The sequence below is a fragment of the Vibrio sp. 1S139 genome (assembly GCF_041439475.1).
In the GTDB taxonomy this organism is placed as follows: domain Bacteria; phylum Pseudomonadota; class Gammaproteobacteria; order Enterobacterales; family Vibrionaceae; genus Vibrio; species Vibrio crassostreae_C.
Genome location: NZ_JBGOOD010000006.1, coordinates 96,474 through 117,862, shown reverse-complemented (window position 1 = coordinate 117,862; position 21,389 = coordinate 96,474). Strand labels below are relative to the sequence as shown.

20 protein-coding genes are annotated in these 21,389 nt (G+C 43.9%); 17 read left to right on the top strand and 3 right to left on the bottom strand.

Features of this window, described 5'->3' with window-relative positions; all coding sequences use genetic code 11:
• Nucleotides 1-671: 671 nt before the first annotated feature.
• The 4 genes from nirB to cobA all read left to right on the top strand — a co-directional run bounded on the left by nirB (nt 672) and on the right by cobA (nt 5,627).
• Nucleotides 672-3,245, top strand: a complete 2,574-nt coding sequence (gene nirB, locus ACED46_RS04010; protein ID WP_017062560.1) for a nitrite reductase large subunit NirB — start codon at nt 672-674, stop codon at nt 3,243-3,245.
• Nucleotides 3,246-3,259: 14 nt separating this feature from the next.
• Nucleotides 3,260-3,583 (top strand): nitrite reductase small subunit NirD, encoded by a 324-nt coding sequence (nirD, locus tag ACED46_RS04005; protein WP_371720939.1) that lies wholly within the window; start codon nt 3,260-3,262, stop codon nt 3,581-3,583.
• 123 nt (nt 3,584-3,706) lie between these two features.
• Nucleotides 3,707-4,522, top strand: a complete 816-nt coding sequence (locus tag ACED46_RS04000; RefSeq protein WP_371720938.1) for a formate/nitrite transporter family protein — start codon at nt 3,707-3,709, stop codon at nt 4,520-4,522.
• A gap of 328 nt (nt 4,523-4,850) precedes the next feature.
• Nucleotides 4,851-5,627 (top strand): uroporphyrinogen-III C-methyltransferase, encoded by a 777-nt coding sequence (gene cobA / locus ACED46_RS03995; RefSeq protein WP_017066845.1) that lies wholly within the window; start codon nt 4,851-4,853, stop codon nt 5,625-5,627.
• A 51-nt stretch (nt 5,628-5,678) separates the two neighbouring features.
• Here cobA and ACED46_RS03990 read toward each other — a convergent pair whose 3' ends face one another.
• A complete protein-coding gene (locus ACED46_RS03990; protein WP_050546503.1) occupies nt 5,679-6,176 on the bottom strand; it encodes a DUF4174 domain-containing protein in 498 nt (165 codons plus the stop codon).
• Between the two features lie 323 nt (nt 6,177-6,499).
• Here ACED46_RS03990 and ACED46_RS03985 point away from each other — a divergent pair, with 323 nt between their 5' ends.
• From ACED46_RS03985 to ACED46_RS03975, 3 genes are all read left to right on the top strand, one after another.
• Complete coding sequence (locus tag ACED46_RS03985) at nt 6,500-6,973, top strand: NYN domain-containing protein (RefSeq protein WP_010429860.1); 474 nt, start codon at nt 6,500-6,502, stop codon at nt 6,971-6,973.
• A gap of 80 nt (nt 6,974-7,053) precedes the next feature.
• Nucleotides 7,054-7,719: a response regulator transcription factor gene (locus ACED46_RS03980; RefSeq protein WP_019822797.1), complete on the top strand. Its 666-nt coding sequence runs from the start codon at nt 7,054-7,056 to the stop codon at nt 7,717-7,719.
• Nucleotides 7,716-9,101 carry a histidine kinase sensor domain-containing protein gene (locus ACED46_RS03975; RefSeq protein ID WP_371720937.1) on the top strand — a complete coding sequence of 462 codons (1,386 nt, stop codon included), beginning with the start codon at nt 7,716-7,718 and terminating at the stop codon, nt 9,099-9,101. Before ACED46_RS03980 ends, ACED46_RS03975 begins: the two co-directional genes overlap by 4 nt.
• A 184-nt stretch (nt 9,102-9,285) precedes the next feature.
• On the opposite strand, the gene ACED46_RS03970 is transcribed toward ACED46_RS03975, so the two are convergent.
• Nucleotides 9,286-10,590 (bottom strand): dicarboxylate/amino acid:cation symporter, encoded by a 1,305-nt coding sequence (locus tag ACED46_RS03970; protein ID WP_017062553.1) that lies wholly within the window; start codon nt 10,588-10,590, stop codon nt 9,286-9,288.
• Between the two features lie 559 nt (nt 10,591-11,149).
• Between ACED46_RS03970 and ACED46_RS03965 the strand changes: the two genes are divergently transcribed.
• From ACED46_RS03965 to ACED46_RS03935, 7 genes are all read left to right on the top strand, one after another.
• Nucleotides 11,150-13,246 carry a TonB-dependent siderophore receptor gene (locus ACED46_RS03965; protein ID WP_017064548.1) on the top strand — a complete coding sequence of 699 codons (2,097 nt, stop codon included), beginning with the start codon at nt 11,150-11,152 and terminating at the stop codon, nt 13,244-13,246.
• Nucleotides 13,247-13,439: 193 nt separating this feature from the next.
• Nucleotides 13,440-14,207 carry a DUF3450 domain-containing protein gene (locus ACED46_RS03960; protein WP_371720936.1) on the top strand — a complete coding sequence of 256 codons (768 nt, stop codon included), beginning with the start codon at nt 13,440-13,442 and terminating at the stop codon, nt 14,205-14,207.
• Nucleotides 14,207-15,583: a MotA/TolQ/ExbB proton channel family protein gene (locus tag ACED46_RS03955; protein WP_371720935.1), complete on the top strand. Its 1,377-nt coding sequence runs from the start codon at nt 14,207-14,209 to the stop codon at nt 15,581-15,583. The genes ACED46_RS03960 and ACED46_RS03955 overlap by 1 nt, the downstream gene beginning before the upstream one ends.
• Complete coding sequence (locus tag ACED46_RS03950; RefSeq protein WP_010429842.1) at nt 15,583-16,143, top strand: MotA/TolQ/ExbB proton channel family protein; 561 nt, start codon at nt 15,583-15,585, stop codon at nt 16,141-16,143. The genes ACED46_RS03955 and ACED46_RS03950 overlap by 1 nt, the downstream gene beginning before the upstream one ends.
• Nucleotides 16,140-16,544 (top strand): ExbD/TolR family protein, encoded by a 405-nt coding sequence (locus tag ACED46_RS03945; protein WP_371720934.1) that lies wholly within the window; start codon nt 16,140-16,142, stop codon nt 16,542-16,544. The genes ACED46_RS03950 and ACED46_RS03945 overlap by 4 nt, the downstream gene beginning before the upstream one ends.
• A 19-nt stretch (nt 16,545-16,563) precedes the next feature.
• Nucleotides 16,564-17,184, top strand: coding sequence for an energy transducer TonB (locus ACED46_RS03940; RefSeq protein WP_371720933.1), 621 nt, complete (start codon nt 16,564-16,566; stop codon nt 17,182-17,184).
• Nucleotides 17,181-18,359: a tetratricopeptide repeat protein gene (locus ACED46_RS03935; RefSeq protein ID WP_371720932.1), complete on the top strand. Its 1,179-nt coding sequence runs from the start codon at nt 17,181-17,183 to the stop codon at nt 18,357-18,359. The genes ACED46_RS03940 and ACED46_RS03935 overlap by 4 nt, the downstream gene beginning before the upstream one ends.
• Before the next feature lie 129 nt (nt 18,360-18,488).
• On the opposite strand, the gene ACED46_RS03930 is transcribed toward ACED46_RS03935, so the two are convergent.
• Nucleotides 18,489-18,809, bottom strand: a complete 321-nt coding sequence (locus tag ACED46_RS03930; RefSeq protein WP_371720931.1) for a hypothetical protein — start codon at nt 18,807-18,809, stop codon at nt 18,489-18,491.
• A gap of 343 nt (nt 18,810-19,152) precedes the next feature.
• On the opposite strand from ACED46_RS03930, the gene ACED46_RS03925 reads away from it, so the two are divergent.
• The 3 genes from ACED46_RS03925 (at nt 19,153) to ACED46_RS03915 (ending at nt 21,358) form a co-directional block, all read left to right on the top strand.
• Nucleotides 19,153-19,782, top strand: coding sequence for a PepSY-associated TM helix domain-containing protein (locus tag ACED46_RS03925; RefSeq protein WP_017062546.1), 630 nt, complete (start codon nt 19,153-19,155; stop codon nt 19,780-19,782).
• Nucleotides 19,783-19,844: 62 nt separating this feature from the next.
• Nucleotides 19,845-20,363, top strand: a complete 519-nt coding sequence (locus ACED46_RS03920; protein WP_371720930.1) for a DUF2271 domain-containing protein — start codon at nt 19,845-19,847, stop codon at nt 20,361-20,363.
• A 158-nt stretch (nt 20,364-20,521) separates the two neighbouring features.
• Nucleotides 20,522-21,358, top strand: a complete 837-nt coding sequence (locus ACED46_RS03915) for a DUF4198 domain-containing protein (RefSeq protein WP_017062544.1) — start codon at nt 20,522-20,524, stop codon at nt 21,356-21,358.
• The last annotated feature ends 31 nt before the right edge of the window (nt 21,359-21,389 follow it).

The following is a 21,389-nucleotide window of genomic DNA, read 5'->3' as shown; positions in this document are numbered from 1 at the left end:
TATGCAGCGGATTGCAAATCCGTGGACCTCGGTTCGACTCCGGGAGGCGCCTCCACTATTCAAAGTTGAAAGGCCAGCAGAAATGCTGGCCTTTTTGCTATCTGAAATTCTAAACCCTCATGCTATGTTCAAACTTCCACGTATGCTCTCTAATCAGTAGCACCACTAGGAACAAGCTATATCAGATCACTTTTGTGCCGGTCTTTTCCTTATGTAAACCTATCATTTGCTAAACAACCAACAGCATCTGTTAACCAATTGCGCCGTTTGTGAGTGGAATGAGTGGGGAATGGAAAAGGGCGACTGTCTTTTGCGTCATTAAATTCTTCATATTTATACATAGTTGCTCATGATCCTGTAACGCTTTCATGAGTTATTACACTTATTATGACCACAAATGAAAATGATTGTCATTTACTTCTGTTACTGCTAACCTATTATGAAACTTTACAACATCTTATCTACTGCACGAAAGTGTATATAAAACCCCGCTAAACCTTATTAAACCTACGGTTATTCGTTTGCTTCGTATGATAAATCAGCAGATCTACCTCTTTTGTCCTACCCCTTTAGGGTAGTTCGATTTCGTAATTGATTTACATCATATTTTCATTTTCTTTCATAATTCATTATTCGCTCAGTTAAGAAATATATAACCTTCAGGAATTCTTATGAGCAAGATGAAGCTAGTCGTAATCGGTAACGGGATGGTCGGCCATCGCTATATCGAAGATTTAGTCGAGAAGACAGACGTTGCTAACATGGACATCACAGTCTTCTGTGAAGAGCCTCGCGTAGCCTATGATCGTGTACACCTTTCTTCTTACTTTTCACACCATACTGCGGACGAACTTTCTTTAGTTAAAGAAGGCTTCTACGAGAAACACGGCATCAACATGCTGATCGGTGAGCGTGCTATTAACGTTAACCGTGAAAAGAAAACAGTTTACTCAAGTACTGGTCGTGAAATTCAATACGACAAGCTAATCCTTGCTACAGGTTCATACCCATTCGTTCCGCCAATCAAAGGTAACGAAGGTAAAGACTGTTTCGTTTACCGCACAATCGAAGACTTGAAAGCTATCGAAGCAACCGCTAAGAATTCTAAATCTGGTGTGGTTGTTGGTGGTGGTTTGCTTGGTCTTGAAGCTGCAGGCGCACTAAAAGCTCTTGGTGTAACCACGCACGTTGTTGAGTTTGCTCCAAAGCTAATGGCTGAGCAGCTTGACCAAGCGGGTGGTAACCAACTTCGTCAAAAAATCGAACGTATGGGCGTTAACGTACATACAAGTAAGAACACGCTTGAGATTGCTCCTGAAGGCACTGAAGCTCGTAACGTAATGCGCTTTGCTGACGGTACAGAGCTAGAAACTGATTTCATCGTATTCTCTGCTGGTATTCGCCCACAAGACAAACTTGCTCGTCAAATGGGGCTGGGTATTGCACCACGTGGCGGTATCGAGATTAATGATCACTGTCAAACGACAGACAAAGACATCTACGCAATCGGTGAGTGTGCGTCTTGGAACCAAACGTTCTACGGCCTAGTGGCTCCTGGTTACAAAATGGCAACGGTAGCGGTTGACCACGTTGTTGGTAACGAAAGCACATTTGAAGGTGCTGACATGTCTGCGAAGCTTAAGCTTTTGGGCGTGAAAGTAGGCTCTATCGGCGATGCGAACGGTCGTACTCCTGGCTGTAAGAGCTACGTTTACCAAAACGAAGAACAAGAAGTTTACAAGCGTCTAATCGTTTCTGAAGACAACAAGAAGCTGCTTGGTGCAGTAATGGTTGGTGACACGTCTGACTACGGTGATCTTCTACAGCTTATGCTGAACGAAATCGACCTACCAGAACACCCAGATGCATTGATTCTTCCTGCTCATGCTGGTGCTGAAAAGCCAACACTTGGCGCGGATTCTCTTCCTGAGTCTGCTGTTATCTGTTCTTGTTTCGATGTGACTAAAGGCAAGATCGCTCAAGCGGTTGCTGAAGGTCACCACACAATCGGTGATATCAAAGCAGTAACAGGCGCAGGTACTGGTTGTGGTGGTTGTATTCCACTAGTGACTTCAGTACTAAACGCTGAACTTGCTAAAGCTGGTGTTGAAGTGAAGAACGACGTGTGTGAGCACTTTGCATACTCTCGCCAAGAGCTTTTCCACCTAATTCGCATCGAAGAAATCAAAACGTTCGATGAGCTATTAGAGAAATACGGTAAAGGCTACGGCTGTGAAGTATGTAAGCCTCTAGCAGGTTCTATCCTTGCTTCTTGCTGGGGTGAACACATCCTTAAGCCTGAATTAGTGAAGCTGCACGATACCAACGACAACTTCCTAGGTAACATGCAAAAAGACGGTACTTACTCTGTAATCCCTCGTATGGCGGGTGGTGAAGTAACACCTCAAGCACTAAGCGTTCTTGCTGATGTTGCTGCTGAATACAACTTGTACACCAAGATCACAGGTGCACAACGTATCGGCCTATTTGGTGCTCAGAAAGATGACTTACCAGCAATCTGGAAGAAGTTAATCGCTGCAGGTTACGAAACGGGTCAAGCTTACGCAAAAGCACTTCGTATGGCGAAAACATGTGTAGGTTCTACTTGGTGTCGTTACGGCGTTCAAGATTCAGTTGGCCTAGGCGTGATGATCGAGAACCGTTACAAAGGCATCCGTACTCCTCATAAGATGAAGTTTGGTGTGTCTGGCTGTACTCGTGAGTGTGCTGAAGCTCAAGGTAAAGATTTAGGTATTATTGCGACTGACGCAGGTTGGAACATGTATGTATGTGGTAACGGTGGTATGAAACCTCGTCACGCAGACTTACTGGCAAGCGACCTAGACCAAGAAACGCTAATCAAGTACATCGACCGTTTCATGATGTTCTACATCCGCACGGCTGCGCCACTACAACGTACTTCGGTATGGATGGACAACCTAGAAGGTGGTGTTGATTACCTACGTGAAGTGATTGTAGACAACAAGCTTGGTATCAATGACCAACTTGAAACTGACATTGCTGGCCTAGTTGATAACTTCGCTTGTGAATGGACAGATACAATCAACGACGAAGCTCAACTTAAGCGCTTTGCACACTTCATCAATGCTGATGACCGCGATGATAACGTTGTGTTTGTTGAAGATGGTCGTGAACAACACCGTCCTGCGACATTCACTGAGAAACACCCTGAAGCCATTACTTCAAAGCATCAGGGCGACATCATTCACGTAGAATCTGTTTAAGGGGAGACGACATCATGGCATTTACCAAAGTTTGTAAGATCGAAGACATTATCCAAGGTACAGGTGTTTGTGCGTTGGTTGGTGGTGAGCAAGTAGCTGTATTCCGCCCAACGAAAGCTGAAGAAGTATTCGCGATTAGCAACACAGACCCATACTTCCAGTCAAACGTGTTATCACGTGGCTTGATTGTTGAGCACAAAGAAGAGCTTTGGGTAGCAAGCCCACTTAAGAAGCAACGCTTTAACCTAGCAACAGGTGTGTGCATGGAAGACGAGAACTTCAACGTGAAAGCGTACAAAGCTCGTGTTGCCAAAGGCGCTGTAGAAATCTCTGCTTAATCTTCGGATGAGTAAGATTTGATAGTTCAAGGGTTCTAGTTCTCGATATTGCCTTAACTCGGCAACTAGAGCCTTTTCCTATCCAATTTTAACTTTTAATTTAAACTTTTTAAGGACAACCTTATGTCTCCTGATTACAAACCAGCTGAATTCGTTCAAACGATGATTGATGTGGGTGAAGCGAAAACGAAAACAAGTACTCGCGATCTTCTGATTCGAAGCACTATGGCTGGTATCATCCTTTCTCTAGCGGTTGTTGTTGCTATTACAGCAATGGTTCAAACCGGTATTGGCCTTGTTGGCGCACTTGTGTTCCCAGTTGGCTTCGTCATTCTAAGTGTAATGGGTTATGACCTAGTAACTGGCGTATTCGGCCTTGCACCTTTAGCGAAATTCGACAACCGCCCAGGTATTACTTGGGGTCGTATCCTACGTTGTTGGGGTATTGTTGGTCTTGGTAACCTTATCGGTTCTTTGATTGTTGCTTTCCTTGTTGCAGTATCACTAACGGGTAACTTCTCTTTAGAACCAAACGCTGTTGCTCAAAAGTTCATTGCTGTTTCTACAGGTCGTAGCCTAGGTTTTGAAAACATGGGTATGGACGGATGGATCACGTGTTTCGTACGCGGTATCTTCTGTAACCTTATGGTATGTCTAGGTGTGATTGGCAACATGACTGCACGCACAGTATCTGGCCGTGTAGCAATGATGTGGTTCCCAATCTTCATCTTCTTCGCACTCGTATTTGAGCACACAGTAGTAAACATGTTCCTATTCCCACTGGGTATGATTCTTGGCGCTGACTTCGGTATTGCGACATGGTTGAACTTCAACCTTATCCCAACAATCCTAGGTAACATCGTTGGTGGTCTATTAATGACGAGTGTTCCTCTATACCTAACTCATGCTAAAACAGCTCCTTCTCTAGGCGCTAAGTAATTAGATAGTTCTAGGTTAATGAGCAACTAATAATGTGTGTTAAGCCCCAAGCTGTTGATTTGGGGCTTTTTTGATCTTAACACTCTCTACTTTGATAACCGTGCACCTAAGGCGAGCAATGTGTGCTTGATGATGGTGCAAATGTCAGGGTTTTCCAACGTAATAGATTGTTTTGTTATATAAACTTCTATCTTGATTAGAATTAATCGTAAAGTTTTATGGCAACAACTGATAGTCTAAGAAGTAGGGATATTGGTGATTCATACAACGATGAATCGTCATACAGAATTAAGCTTGAAATATAACAAGCTAACTTTCGGAGCAAAGCATGTCAGAAGTATCGCCATCGAATGTTAAAACAGGAAACACAGGATTTGTTTCATTAGTAGGTGCAGGTCCGGGCGACCCAGACTTACTTACGTTAAAAGCGGCACGAGTGATTCAACAAGCAGACGTGTTGGTTTATGACCGTTTGGTATCAAAAGATATTTTGGCGATGGCTAATCCAGAAGCGGAAATGTTGTATGTGGGCAAAAAGCTCGATCATCACTGCGTACCGCAAGATCAGATCAACCAACTATTAGTGACCAAAGCTCAAGAGAACAAACACGTAGTGCGTCTAAAAGGTGGTGACTCGTTTATCTTTGGTCGTGGTGGTGAAGAGTGTGAAACGTTAGCTGAGAATGACGTGAGATTTGAAGTGATTCCGGGCATCACAGCTGCTGCCGGAGCAACGGCTTATGCGGGCATTCCGTTGACGCACCGTGATCATGCACAAAGCGTGCAGTTTATTACAGGTCACTTGAAGAAAGATGGCGAAGATATTGACTGGCAATCTCTTGCTCAGCACAACCATACCATCGTGTTTTACATGGGCTTGAAAGAGAGTCCGAACATTCAGAAGAATCTACTCGATAATGGTATGCGAGCTGACATGCCAGTTGCGATCATCGAAAACGGTACACGCCAAGAACAAAAGGTGTTTAGAGGTGGGTTACGTGATTTAGCTGACCTTGCGAGCGTCGCAAAGAGCCCAGCGCTGATTGTTGTAGGCAGCGTGGCTCAGCTCCATGAAAAACTTGCTTGGTTTAACAAACAAGCTTGATCGTTTGACCTTCTAATTGGATCTCTAAGCCACTACTGAGTCCATCAAGAATCAAATACTGCAGCGGCTGCCTTGTCGCTGCATTTCTTGTTGGCGCATCGGCATTTCGTCAATGATATTGGTGATCTGTTTCCAATCTGTTTTGCCACTCCATCGGTGCTTCTCTTTCCCGTCTTTACCAATCAAAACAGCGGTATGTGATCCTTTCGGGATCTCGTAAATACTGGTGACTGCTTCTAAGTTAAACTCTTCTTCTAACCAAGTTGGGACTGTGTAACCACTCTCAGCAATAACCATAATGACGACATCTCGTTCGTCCAATTGACAGTTATTGAGCAACACTTCATTCAGAAACTCTTTAACGATTGAATCTTCCTTTGGAGCGAAATAAATCACACTGCGGTGTGGCAAAGGCTTTGAGTGAGAATAAGCGGGGTAGGCGAGTACTGAATTGATGGTTAAGCTCATGATTATTACCGTGCTGATGGTCAGTAGTTTAAGCAAACTAAACCAGCTACCAGAGTTTGATGGTTGATTTAAAGTTTGCATCGCTTTGGTTGTGTCGATGCTTACGATCGAATTGTGTGTTTGTCGGTGCAGCATTGCCAACCTCCCTTTAAAAACTCTAAGCCTGAGTACGATTTGAACGCTACGTAAAGAAGAAGGTGAAGATCAGAACCACCTAAGAAACGCTCAAAACAAATCCACTTACAATAAGCATAGTTAGGATTACGTAAAGACACTTAGCTTTACGCTAAAGATATTAGATTTACGTTAACGATAGCTGGCAGGTTCATTTTTATTGAGTAAAGCGACTCGCATTTTACAATTGAATAGAATAGGGTATACGGAAAATCTAAAGGTATGAATTTATGGAAAACATAGCAATTTTGGTCGACGTTCAGAACGTTTACTACACGACGCGCGACAAATACCGTTCTAACTTCGACTATAACCAGTTTTGGTATGTTGCCACGGAAGGGCGTAACGTTATTGCAGCTAATGCTTACGCAATCTCAAGCCAAGATCCAAAGCAGCGTCAATTTCATCATATCCTTCGTGGTGTGGGTTTTAATGTGAAGTTAAAGCCGTTTATTCAGCGTCGAGATGGCAGTGCAAAAGGCGACTGGGATGTGGGTATTGCGCTAGACGCGATAGAACTTGCTGAGACGGTTGATACGATTGTTTTGGTATCAGGGGACGGTGATTTCGAAATCCTTGTAGAGCGAATCAAAGAGCGCTTTGGCAAACCTGTTGAAGTGTATGGTGTTCCGGGGTTAACTGCTCAAAATCTTATCGATTCTGCCTCAAAATTTGTACCGATTGAAAAAGATTTTCTTCTATAGAGGAAATCGGGCACTTTATAATTGAAATCAATAATAACGATAATTAGAATGCAAACAGTTCTTATTTATCGGTATGTGTAATGTCTCGCGTTTTAGTTGTTGATGATGATATTCAGTTGTGTGAATTACTGGGTGAAGTGTTAGAAAATGAGGGGTATCACGTTGATACTGTTCATTGCGGTGAATCCGCGCTTGAGTTTATTCAAACTCATCCTGTCGATTTGGTTCTACTCGATGTAATGCTTCCGAACCTAAGCGGCATTCAAGTAGCAAGACGTATTTGTCAGCGTTTTGCTACTCCTATTCTTATGCTAACCGCACTTAACGACGATGCCTCAATGCTCGATGGCTACCAAGCAGGCGCCGACCAGTACATCGCTAAACCTTTTAATGTTCCTGAACTCTTAACCCGTATTAAGGTGATCTTGCGCCGAGTGGGTTTTGAACGCCAAAGACAATCTTTAGCTTCGTCTAATCACGGCTTGTGTGAACAACTCTCTCGTTTGCCATTAACTGGCACTGAAAAAGACTTGCTTGATTATTTGGTCAAAAATGACGGTATTGTCGTCTCAAAATCTGATCTGCAAATCCATGTACTCAAGAAAGAACTGTGTCCTTTCGATCGTAATTTAGATATGCATATCAGCAATATACGTAGAAAGCTCGTTCAGGCCGGTTTGTCTAAACAACATATAAAAACCGTTCGTGGTAAAGGTTACAGTTACCTAGAGTCGGTCGGAGCATGAGTAAAAAACTGCTGCGATGCCCTTATTTTATTACTAAACGTAAAGACGGACTCACTTTCCAATTGTTCAGTTACCTGACCGTCATTTTGGTGAGTATTTTGATCCTGCAAGGTGTTGCTGAAAGAGCCTTGATGAAAGCGCTGCTTAAAGTGCCAGAATCGGTAAAAGCGGAAATGCTCGACCTTGCTTACCAAGCGAATGTGTTGATTGAAGAAGGGGACATGGATGAACTTGCGGACTGGGGTAATGCTCAGCAGTATTATCTGTTCGTCATCGATAAAGACAATCGCCCGATCACACATCGTCACATGCACCCGCATTTTGAATTTAAGCTCAAATACTTAAGAACGTTAGATCACCAACTTAGTGATCGTGTGAGTAAGCCGATCTTCGGTCTACCACTAGATAACGGTAAAACACTGGTTATCCAACTACCGCACCAGTTTCACCCCGCAAAATCTTTTGCGCCATACTCCTATATGCTTAAAGCGCTGATTGCATTGGTCGTATTGTCTCTGTTCTCGATTATCATGGCCAAAAGCCTGCAGCAGCCGTTGGATCGATTGAGAGAAGCGAGCCGCAGACTGGCTCAAGGTGACTTCACTGTTAGTGTGGTGTCGGAGCTAAATTCCACCACGCGGGAGTTCAACGAGCTTGCCCACGATTTTGATCATATGACCTTTGAAATTAAATCTCTGGCTGAAAAGCAACGTCGTTTGATTCGTGATGTGTCACACGAGTTAAGAACGCCATTAGCAAGGCAAAACCTCGCTCTGCACCTGCTGCGCAGCAAGGTTGATGATAAAAGCATTGGTTTGCTAGAACGAATGGAAAATGAAACAGAAGAGATGAATAAGCTGGTGGGTGAGATACTTGAATTTAGCCGCTTAGAAACCTCTCGCTATGACTCCAAGTTAAGCTTAATGCACCTTGAGCACTATTGTTCAATGTTGATCGCGCAGATGCAAAACGATTTAAAACCGAATCAAACTTTGATTGGCTCTCTAGAGACACCGACTTCAATGGTTAACGTTGATGAGAGGCTGCTGCTTCGAGTGATTGGTAACTTGGTCGGGAATGCCATTAAATACGCGGGTGAGAACGCTCATGTTGTCGTGACGACATACGAACAGGTCACAGATAAACGTTACAGTGTCATATGTGTAGAAGATGACGGTGATGGCATTCCTCATAACAAGATTGCAGGTATATTCGACCCGTTTACACGAATAGAATCAGCCCGAGACAAACAGTCTGGCGGTTACGGTCTAGGCCTTGCGATTGTTAAAGAAGCGATGGGTGTGATGAATGGACATGTAACTGCTGAGAATAGAGAAGCTGGGGGGCTGAGAGTGAACTTGATGTTCCCAATCGGTGATTAGCTTTCCCTATTGATAATTACCTTAAATTGATAACTGTCCCAACTCAGTAGTACTGACTTAAGCGATACCCAATAAAAACGCCACTGCATCTGCAGTGGCGTTTTTCTTTATGCGCTTTGGTATGGGCTAGGCGTAGCCATTAATTACGCCTGAGCTTGAAGACAAGAGCATAAGATAAGCGAGACTATGCCTGTTGGCGAGCTAGCTTAACTTCTTCTTCTTTCTCACCTGCTGCTGGGTCGTTGAAGCGAGACTCGTCTAGAGCGCCTTCAGACTTAGCAACGATGATAGATACGGCACTATCACCTGTGATGTTTACAGCGGTACGAATCATATCAAGAAGGCGGTCAACACCCATGATTAGAGCAATACCTTCAAGCGGCAGGCCAACTTGGTTCAATACCATCGCTAGCATAACAAGACCAACACCAGGGACACCTGCAGTACCAACAGACGCCAGTGTCGCCGTTAGGATAACCATTAGGTAATCACCCATTGAAAGGTCGATGTTGTACGCTTGCGCGATAAACGCCGTCGCAACACCTTGCATGATTGCAGTGCCGTCCATGTTCACAGTTGCACCTAGTGGTACTGTGAAAGAAGCGACTTTGTTGTCTACGCCCATACGGTTCTTAGCCGTTTCCATAGTTACTGGAATTGTTGCGTTCGAAGATGCTGTTGAGAATGCAAACATGATTGCATCTTCCATCTTACGTAGGAACGTAATCGGACTAAGACCTGTGAATCCTTTAAGCATCGCACTGTAAGTCACCAAGCCATGCAACAGCAGGGTACCAGCAAGCACTAAGAAGTATTCTGCTAGGTTCCAAATTGCACCTAAGCCAAGGCCAGAGAACAGTTTCGCCATCAAGAAGAATACGCCGTAAGGAGCAAGGTTCATTAGTAGCGCAACTAGCTTCATGATCACTTCGTTTAGATCAGAGAAAACTGCAGCGATACGTTCACCGGGTTTGCCCGCTGCACTGATTGCGATACCAAACAACACTGCAAATACGATAACTTGTAACGTTTTGCCCTCAGCCATCGCCTGAATAGGGTTGGTTGGGAACATGTCGATGATTACTTGGCCCAGAGAAGGGGCATCCGCTGATTTGAAAGAGCTCGCAGCAGTAAGATCCGCACCAGCTCCAGGTTGGAACAGGTTACCGATAGTTAATGCTAGAGTGATGGCAACGGCAGTAGTACCGATATAAAGTGCAAGCGTTTTGCCACCCATACGGCCAAGAGTTGATAAGTCTTTAAGAGAACTTGTACCGCACACTAGTGAAACGAAGACTAGAGGCACAACAAGCATTTTTAAACTGGCGACAAAGATTTGTCCGCCCACTTCAAAGAGTCCGTTAACGATGTAGTTGTTAACAAATCCGTTGTCTGCAAAAAGGGATTGAATGGCGAATCCCGTTAATATACCTACGACCATACCGAGGATTACTCGACCAGTCAGAGACATAGGTTTCTTGGTATTCATTTAGAACACTCCTTATTATTTATAACTTTGATACCTTTTCAAAGTGAGCAGGAGATTAGCAGTCGGATAATCAATTCGAAAAACAAAAAATGAGTTTGGAATTATAGATGTGATCAAAATCACTGATAATTGTGTAAATTAAACAAATAAAAACAAAATAATTCACTATTAATTTACATCTATCGAGGGTTTTATACATAAATTTGTCGTTTCAAAGGTAGTAAATAAGAAGAGATGATTTTCTTATCAATCTTCACGTCTTCAATTGACTGAACAAATACCGTTGTTTCAAAAAATTCGGTGAAGATAACCAGTCGATTTACGTCCATGAGCCTTAACTATTTGTATTGAATGGTTTTGTTGAACTCCTCAAATATGACTCACCGACAGGCCTTTACAAAACTTTACGAATGCAAAGAATGTAAATTCAATGCAAATGGTAATAGTTATCACTTATATTCACTCCCGAAATAATTCAGTGGTACCGGCAACGGTTCAGCGAACACATCGAATAAATAACAAAGTGTTCGTCTAAAAGAATAAAAGCGGAGTAAAGGACATGTTTTCAAAGAGCCCATTGGCTTTAGTGATCGGCGCAGTATTAGCTTCACCAGCAGTATTGGCAGAAACAGTAAAAACAGACGAGCATATGGTTGTTGAAGGTCGTGACTACGGTTATAAAGCCGACACGAACACAACAGCAATGCGCATGGAGGCGACTCAATTAGAGACTCCGGGACAAGTTTTAGTAATCGATGAGCAAATCATCGATGAACAGCGTGCAACAACGCTTGGTGACGTGCTTAAGAATGACGCGAGTGTAAGTGCTGGCGGTACAAGCCGTAACCGTGAACGTTTCTCTCTACGTGGTTTCTCGGTAGAAAGCTCTTCGGGCTTCCTTAAAAATGGCCAGCAACATTGGTCTCACTACCGTCAACCAATCGAACTGCTAGAGCGTGTTGAAGTACTAAAAGGACCTTCTGGTCTTCTTTACGGTATTTCTGCACCAGGTGGTTTGATCAACATGGTAAGCAAAAAGCCAACTTACGATACGCAAGTAAGTGTTAGCCAAGATATTGGTTCTAATGACCATTCTCGTACAACGGTAGACGTAAGTGGCGCTTTGAACGACGCTGAAACTCTACGTGGTCGCGCGATTCTATCTAAAGAAAGCTACGGCTCTTGGAGAACTTATGGTGACGGAACTGAACCACAAACAGAACGTTTTGTTGGTGGTGTATTCGTTGATTACGATGTAACTGAAGACGTGACAGTTTCTGTTCATTACGACAAAACTAACGACGAAGGTAGCGTAGATTCTGGCGCTTTATACACGCTAGACGGCAACCGAGTAGGTAGCGACAAGCACATCTGGGATGCACAGTGGTCACAGATCGAGAATGATGTTGAGAACGTTGGTTTTGATATTGCTGCTAACCTGACTGATACATGGTCATTAAAAACAGGTTTCAATTACCAAGATTTCGAACGTATTGATATGGAAAGCTACCCAAGCTTTTCAAATATGAATCCTGATGGTACGGGCACCGTGACTCAAGGCGGTAACTACCGTCATGATAAATGGCGTTTCAGAACGGCTTACGTTGATCTAACAACAACCGCTGATCTTGCGGGCACAGAGCACCAACTATTATTCGGTGCTAACTGGTTAGGCTACAGCTATTACCGTGGTATGGATCGCTTCAGCAGCGCTGAATACGCACCAGATGCAACAGTACCAGCGCCGTCAGTGGGTCCAACATCGCTAGGTAAGATGAGTACTTACGATACTTGGGGCTTCTACATCCAAGATTTGATTACTATTAATGATGAATGGCAAGTTCTTGCGGGTGCTCGTTTCGACCGTAAAGTAAGTGATGGCGTAGCAGAAGAAAATGTAGCGCCTAAGCTTGGCCTGATTTACCACCCAGCATCAAACGGTAGTATCTACGCTTCTTACTCTGAAAGTTTCGAACCACAAGGTGTTGTGTCTAGCGGAAGCCGCAACTACACCAACGATGGCGAACTTCTTGACGCAGCAACGGGCGTGTCTTACGAAGTCGGTACTAAGTGGGAACTGATGGACGAACGTCTATTCGTTTCTGGTGCGGTATTCGATATTACCCAAGAAAACATTTCAATGGATGTAGAAGACACTTCATCAGGCGATTGGACGAAGACACAAGGTGGCGAACAAGTTCACCGTGGTGCTGAGCTAGCCGCACAAGGCTTTATTTCAGAGCGCTTCTCAATGTCTGGTTCTGCAATGTACTTAGATGCTGAAATCACGAACCATGAAACATATGAAGGTAACCGTCCAGTTGACGTACCTGAGTTTGCAGCAAGCGTTTGGTCTACCTATGCAGCAACAAACGAAGTTGATGTGAACCTGGGTCTTATCTACGAAGGTTCTCGTTACGGCGATAGCGCGAACACATTCAAGAAAGACGGCTACGCACGTGTAGATATGGGTGCTGCATACACGCTTAAGTACGACGATTCTCTTGATTTCGTAGCGCGTCTAACAGTCGAGAACGTATTTGATAAAGAATACCTAGCGGGTGGCGGTTCAACATCTTCAAACCACCAATTTGCTGAAGACGTAGTAATCGGCGAAGGCCGTAACTACATGGCGACTTTACAGGTAAAATACTAATTTGTTAGTAGGGTACTATTGTTAGCCTAAATACTAAGGGGAAAGTTTCGGCTTTCTCCTTTCGTGATTCTGCTATTCAGTAAAATATCCCTAGTAATGCGAGTGACTTTTAATGATAATGAGAGTGCTTATCAATAATAGTATTTATCAATAAAATGTATCTGACCTTCTTCTATAGTAAATGACTACAATTATGAATCTTTTAAAAACTAGCCTAGCGCTTGCCATCAGTTTGGTTGCAACGTCTTCTATGGCAAACAGCTTGGATCAAGCTCAATCAATTCAAAACAAGACCAATAACGCGTCGGCTTCGAGCCAAAAGGTTATTGATAAAAGCTCACAAGCGACTTTAATGCTGCAAGCTGAGATTGAGCGTCTGCAAGAAGAAGTTAAAAACCTAGAAATCTATCACGATCACCTTGCTGCATTAGTTGAGAGCCAAAACCAAGAAGCTCAAAGCATTGAAGAGCAGAACGAAGAAATCAAATACACACGCCAAGGTGTTGTGCCATTGATGTATCAAATGATCGATGGTCTTGAACAGTTGGTAGAGAAAGACGTGCCGATTAAGAAAGAACAGCGTCTAGAAAGAGTAGAAAAGCTACAAGCAATGATGACTCGTGCTGATGTGAGTGATGCTGAGAAGTATCGTCGTATCCTGGAAGCTTACCAAATCGAGATGGACTACGGCATTAAGTTGGGTGTTTACCAAGGTCGTGTCGCATTGGCGAGTGATAAAACAATCGAGGCAGATGTTCTGCACTTAGGTCGTATCTCTTTAGTTGCTCGTAACCTAAATGGCAGCCAATACTGGGCTTGGAATCAAACAGAAGCTCAATGGCAAGAACTTGATTCTTCTATGAAGTCTGAGCTAGATAAAGCGTACGATATTGTTGGCCAACAAGCTGCCCCAAGCTTGATTACTTTACCTGTTTCTTTAATTGTTGCGGAGGTTAAGTAATGAACTTAAAATCATTAGCAGCATTGCTTTGCATTACATCACTTTCATTTTCTGCTTTCTCAGCTTCAGACTCAACGGCTCAGCTCGTTAACAAAGCAAAATCAGAAAACCGTACTCAAGCTTCTCACAACGTTGTTCGTGAAGCTGACTTCAAAAAGACTGAACAAGAGCTTAAAGCGATCAAAGCAGAGCTTGAAGCGAAACGTACATCGGTTCAAAACGCAACAGACGTTCTTACTCAAACCTTCAGCGATAACGAAAACAAACTTGCTCGTTTAGAAGAAAAACTGCGTTTAGAAACGGGTAGTCTTGGTGAGTTGTTCGGTGTCGTTCGTCAAAACGCGAAAGAACTAGGCGCAGAGCTTAGCTCAACAGTAAACAGCGTTGATCGCGCTGAGCACACAGCAACCGTTGAGCAAATTATCGATGCTAAATCCCTGCCATCAATGCCACAGCTTTCTGGTTTGTGGATGAGCATGGTTGAGCAGATTCAAGCGAGTTCTGAGCTTAGCAAATCTCAAATTGCATTCATTAATGGTGAAGGCAATACAAACAAGGTTGACGCTTACCGACTAGGTTCGATTGGTCTTGTGACAGAGCAAGGCTATGTTAACTGGAACACTCAGCGTGAAGATGCGATCGCTTACCTTAAGCAACCACAAAATGGTCCAACGTTAGCGTCACTTTCTTCGTTAGCGAATGGTGAAGTATCTAACGTGGTTGTCGATCCTTCTCGCGGGTTTATGCTAGAGCAATTAGCACTTACGCCAAGTTTAACTGACCGTCTACAAGCGGGTGGTGTGGTTGGTAAAGTGATTCTTGGCCTACTAGCTATTGGTCTAATCATCGCATTAGTTCGTGGTGTCTCTCTTGCTATCGCACGCCAGAAAATTCGCGCGCAACTTAAGAACCCTGAGCAAGCGGGTGATAATCCACTAGGTCGTGTTCTTGCGATGTACAACAAGGAACAAAACCAAACGGTTGAAGCGTTAGAGTTGCGACTTTTAGAAGCGGTAGTTGATGAGCAGACTCACCTAGAGAAAGGTCTATCGATGCTTAAGCTATTGGCGGCACTAGCACCAATGTTGGGCCTTTTAGGTACAGTAACCGGCATGATCGAAACATTCCAAGTGATCACTCAGTTTGGTAATGGCGACCCTAAAGTTATGGCGGGTGGTATCTCGATGGCGCTTGTAACTACGGTACTTGGTCTGGTTGCGGCAATGCCTCTTCTACTGGCACACAACATTCTTAGCACTCAAGCAGAAAACATTCGCAATATTCTTGAGAAGCAAGGTATTGGTCTTGTTGCTGAGCAGGCTGAAAAGACCGTTGAATCAAACGCTGTTGTTTCACCAGTTGGGACTGCTGCGTAATGGATATTTTGTCGGGTTCTCTATTACCAGCGAGTTGGTTAACGAGTGACTGGCTGCTGTCTTTATCAAGCTTTATGGAGCAGGGCGGTTTCGTCCTGTGGTGGCTAGCGGCTGTCGTCCTAGTGTATTGGGTGCTTGTGGTAGAACGTGTGCTTTATCTTGCGTTCTACTTTCCTAAGCAACGCCAAGCTTGGATAGCGAAATGGCATGAAAGAGAAGATCACTCTTCTTGGCATGCCAAAGCCATTCGTGAAGGTTGGTTAGGGCAAGCGAGTATCTTGCTTAACCAAAACTTGAATTTTATTAAGCTGTTAGTCGCTATTTGCCCGATGTTGGGCTTGCTAGGCACTGTAACCGGTATGATCTCTGTTTTTGATGTTATGGCGACACAAGGCAGCAGTGACCCTAAATTGATGGCTTCAGGTATCTCGTTAGCAACACTGCCAACCATGGCAGGCATGGTTGCAGCGTTAGCGGGCATGTTCGTTCACGCTCGCTTAGCGAAAGTATGTAACCGCTTAGAATTGAAATTAGAAAAATCTTTAAGGAGTCAACGATGAGACTCGGTCGACGTCATTCTAAAAACGAAGAGGCTCAAATAGACCTTACTTCGATGCTTGATATTGTCTTTATCATGCTTATTTTCTTTATTGTGACCAGTTCATTTGTTCGTGAGTCAGGGGTGGAAGTCAATCGCCCACAAGCTTCTAACGTAGTAAGCCAAAAGGATGCAGGCATCTTTGTTGCGATTACTTCTGCAAACGACATTTTCATCGACAAGCGTGTCGTAGATGTTGAACGTGTCCAAGCGACGTTAGAGCACTTTTTGCTAGAACAACCTGATGCTTCTTTGGTTATTCAAGCGGATGAACACGCTTACAACGGTACTGTTGTTAAAGTGATGGATGCCGCGAAAGGTGCAGGTGTTAAAAACATTGCGCTTGCTGCTGATAAGCGATGATCTTGGAGGATCTTCATAAATGATTCGCCTATTTCTTGCTTTACCGCTAGCGGGCGCGTTGGGCTTAGCGCTGTTTTCTTTCATGGCTTGGATGGTCGATAATGGCCACCAACGTTCACCAGACGATAGCGAGACGTTAAGTTTCAACATGGTAATGGTGGAACAAGAACAAGAAGTTCAAAGAAGACAACGCGCGGTCCCTGAAAAACCAGAAATGCCAGAGCCGCCACCGGAAGCGCAAACGTCTCAGTCACAAGCTGAAGTTACGCCTCTGAATTCGATGTCTTCTTTGCCTGCATTGGATTTGAACACATCCATTGATGGCTTAGCGATTAACGCACCGACATTCTCTGATTTTGGGTCAAACCAACAAGCAATGCCTTTGTATCGAGTAGAGCCTCGTTATCCAGCGAAAGCGCTTAAGCGTGGAGCTGAAGGCCATGTGATTATGTCTTTTACTATCGATGAAACGGGACGTCCAATTGACATTCAAGTCACTGACGCAAACCCACGTCGTATGTTTGAACGTGAAGCGATGAGAGCACTTAAAAAATGGAAATATCAACCGAAAGTCGTCGATGGAAAAGCGATAGCTCAGGTTGGTCAAACCGTGAAACTAGAGTTTAAGTTGGCAAAATGATGAAACATATATGGATATTAGTGGGCTTGTTGTTAATGCCCCTTACAACACAGGCACAAGAGCTAACCCAATATACTGCTATTCGTGTTCAAAAGGCGCATAAGCTTGCTCAAGATGAACAGGTTAAACAGGCCATTGACGTACTAGCAGGTTTAGAGCTTTCTAAGGGCTACGATAAAGCGTACGTAGCTCGTATGCTAGGTGTTTTTTACTGGCAAGATGGCAAAACCGATAAGGCGATTAAGCAGCTTACATACGCCGTCGATACCAATTTGCTGGTGGATGAACAAGCTTGGATAACGAAGCGTATGCTTGCGGATCTGTTATTAAACGATCAACAGTTCAAAAACGCGCTTCCACATTACTACGAGTTAGTAAAAACAGCGCCAGAGGCAGAAAAGAAAGACGTGCTTTGGATGCGAATTGCACAAGCGGAATACCAAATTGAAAACTGGTCGAAAGTCCTAGTGGCCATCGGTAATCGAGACAAATTCAATTCAAAAGCAGAGTTGTCGCCTCTATCGCTAAAATTGGGCGCACAGCTTCAGTTAAAACAGTGGAAGCAGTCTATTCCGACACTGGAAAGTCTCATTGAACTTCAACCAGAGAAAGATAACTGGTGGCGTCAACTTGTCGGTATTCAGCTAAGATTGGAACGTAATCGTGATGCATTGAACACGTTAGCACTGGCTGATTTACAAGGCGTTGAGCTTAAAAATTCGGATCGCCGTTTATTAGCACAGCTTTACGCGAAACGCGGCATTCCAGAACGAGCTGCTGAAGAAATAAGTAAGTTAGATGACGCGAACAGCGATGTTCAACTTCTGGCTGAGCAAGCAACCTACTGGCAGTTAGCGAAAGAGTGGGACAGTGCTATTGAAGTGTGGACGTTAGCGTCTAGAAAAGACACGCAATATCATTGGAATGTGGCTCAGTTACTGGTTCAGCAAGGTTACTACGATCGTGCTCTGGTTGTTTTGGATAAAGTGAAAGACAAGAACAAGCAAGCTGATGTTGCTTTAGCGAAAGTACGTTCATGGTACAAGCTAAAGAATCTTGATAATGCTCTTGCTCAAGCGAAACGTGCGAACAACATTGAGCCTTCTTCTGAGGCAAAAGGTTGGATTAAATATCTGACTCAGCTAAGAACAGTGAGTGATAACGGCAACGTCTAACTGCGAATAGCACAACAGAAGACAAGAGAAAGTAATATAGAGAAAAGGGTGTCATTTGATGGTTCAAATGACACCCTTTTTAATTTTGGCGGTTAAAGCTTTTTGAACTTTATCGTTCCAATGCGGCAGTTAAGGCTCGCACATCGTGCCGCTGGACGTAGCACTTTGAATCACGCCGCTGGTATCAGCAACACAATTAATGGTGCAGTCACGATAAGGGTTTTTGAATGCGTGTACTGTATAACCATTGTCTAACGGTTTCTTGGTTTCAATCCAAGCATAGTTTCGAGACGCCCAAAAACTGATAGGGCGTGACCGTTCGGTGAGATAACGTTCTTGTACATCGGTTATGTCTGAACCGATGTATTCTTGAATATGTTCTTCCGTGCTGATTATTTGGCTGGTGCACGCCGTCACTAGCGCAGCAAAAGCCAAAACAAAAATACGCATTTCAAATCCTTTTAAGCTTCATTAGCTATCATCAAACCAGTGATCAAATAGTCCCAACTTTCTATCCTTAAAGCTACGACTGTTACCTTAAACCCATCTCAATCAAGCATGTTGAGATTGAGCTTTTTTGAGCTTTGACCCTGTTATCAATAACCTCTAATAAAACGAATCAAATCCCTTTAGTACACGTTAGCAAGAATATGCATACAGTTCGATTACTTCCCATGTAATGTTATGTAAATTTCCTTACGCCACTCGGCAAACGTAAACAATGTAAATTGAATGCCAATACGAATGATTATCAACTAAATTGTCGCCATAAAATTTATAGGTATTGGTTTGTATGTCGTTAAAAAGTAGGGCGGTTCAGTCATGGGCTCGTCGACTTCATGTTTATATTTCTATGGCGCTTCTGTTCGTGGTTCTTTTTTTCTCAGTAACCGGTATCACCCTGAACCGACCTGAGTTATTTGAATCAAGCCAACCCAATATCCAACGCTCTACGCTAACGCTTCCTACAAGTTTATTTACGGTTCAAGACGGACGTTTAAAAGCTGACGAGACAGCCTTTGAAACGTTTCTGTTCGAAGAAGCCAACCTCTCCGGCGTTCCTTCTGGTTTGGACATCTATGCAGAGATTGAAGATGGTGAGTTGCTCATCGGTGAGGTATCTATGGACTTCAAAGGACCCGGCTACAACGCTTCCGTTTTTGTTGACGTTACGTCTGAGTTTGTAGAAGTCGAAACCACTAATTACGGCGTTATCGCATTGTTGAACGATCTGCATAAAGGTCGTAACAGCGGTGAAGTATGGAAATGGTTTATCGATATCACTGCGCTATTGATGATCTTCTTTGTGCTTACTGGCGTGTGCTTACTGTTACCTAAGAAAAAGACGCTTAATACTTCCATCAAATGGACGGTGTTTGGGTCTGCAATCTCATTGGTTATCTATTTTGTCGCCGTGCCTTAACGCTTGATTCGATTGATGAATCGGATTGAAGAGCGAACTTAAGGTTAAACGGATTTAAAAGGTTGTTAAAAATGAACTGGAGCAAGGCGCTTCTTGCTTTATCTCTTTTGCCAAGCCTAGGTATGGCACAAGCGATTCCTGATACGGCAAAACTGGATGTCAGCTTTGAGCTTCCAAAGATTGATACCTCTATGTATGCACGTCCTTATGTGGCGGTGTGGGTAGAGAATAGCGAACGAAAGTCAGTGAAAACCATCGAGCTTTGGGTCGGTAAAGACGAATGGCTTAAGGATCTGCGCAGCTGGTGGAGAAAGGTTGGCCGTTACGATCGTGAACTGGTTGATGCTGTGACGTCTGCAACACGTCCTGCTGGCCAGTACCGTTTCGTGTGGGATGGTAAGAGCGACAGCGGTGAAACGTTAGAACAAGGCGAGTACACGGTTCATATCGAAGTGGTTCGTGAACACGGTGGCCGTAATTACCTTCGCCAAAAAGTATCACTCGCAGATTCAAACATATCTTACGAATTAAAAGCAACGGAAGAGACGGGTGAAATCACCCTGAACTACATCGCTAAATAGTAAGTGCGAACAGTAACTAGTAAGTGCGAACAGTAACTAGTAAGTACGAACAGTAACTAGTAAGTACGAACTAAAACCAAGCTGAACAGAATAGACAGTGGTCATCGTAGGCTCAGATAGAGCGACACGGCTAACAATTATGAATAATGGAATTGAACATGATGAAACAGACAAAAATCAAAGCACTTGCTCTAGCGGGTGTGATGGCATTCGGCCTAGCAGCAACGACAACGGCACAAGCTCACCCACGTTGGATTTTGCCATCTCACTTTACTGTATCTAAAGAAGGTGGTGATTGGCTAACGTTCGATGTTACTGCGTCTCACGGTACGTTTGTTTTTGATAAGCCTGCTGGCAGCGAAAATGCTCATGTCATCATGCCAGATGGCCGCAGCGAGCGTCCTAACTTCGTTATTCGTGGCAAGCGTCGTTCAATCTTCGACTTCTATTTTGAAGAAGAAGGTACACACAAAGTGGCGATCAACAACCAGCCGTCTTACTACACGCAATACAAAGCGGGTCGCCGTGACACGGTGAAGTGGATTAAAGCAAACAAAGCTGAGCGTGACTCAGTTCTACCTGAAAAGTCACGTGACGTGGTAACGCAGATCAGCTTCACTCGTGCAGAAAGCTACATCACGGTAGGTAAGCCAACGGATTCAGTGTTCAAAATTGAAGGCAAGCTTCTAGAAATGAAGCCTGTGACACACCCTTCAGATATCGTTGAAGGCGAACCTGTGACATTCCAGTTCTTCTACAACGGTGAAATCCAGAAAGACGTGAAAGCGGAGATTACTCGTGAAGGTACGCTTTACCGCAACCACCAAGAGCAGATTGATGTGGTGAGTGATGAGAACGGTGAAATCACGTTTACTCCAGACGTAGCAGGTCGTTACGTAATGAAAGCGAACTACAAAGGTGAGTTGATTGACAACCCACTGGCAGACAAAGCAAGCGCGAACGTTCACCTAACGTTCGAAGCGCTGCTTCAATAGTCTGTGATATCGGGGCTAGATCCCTGATTAA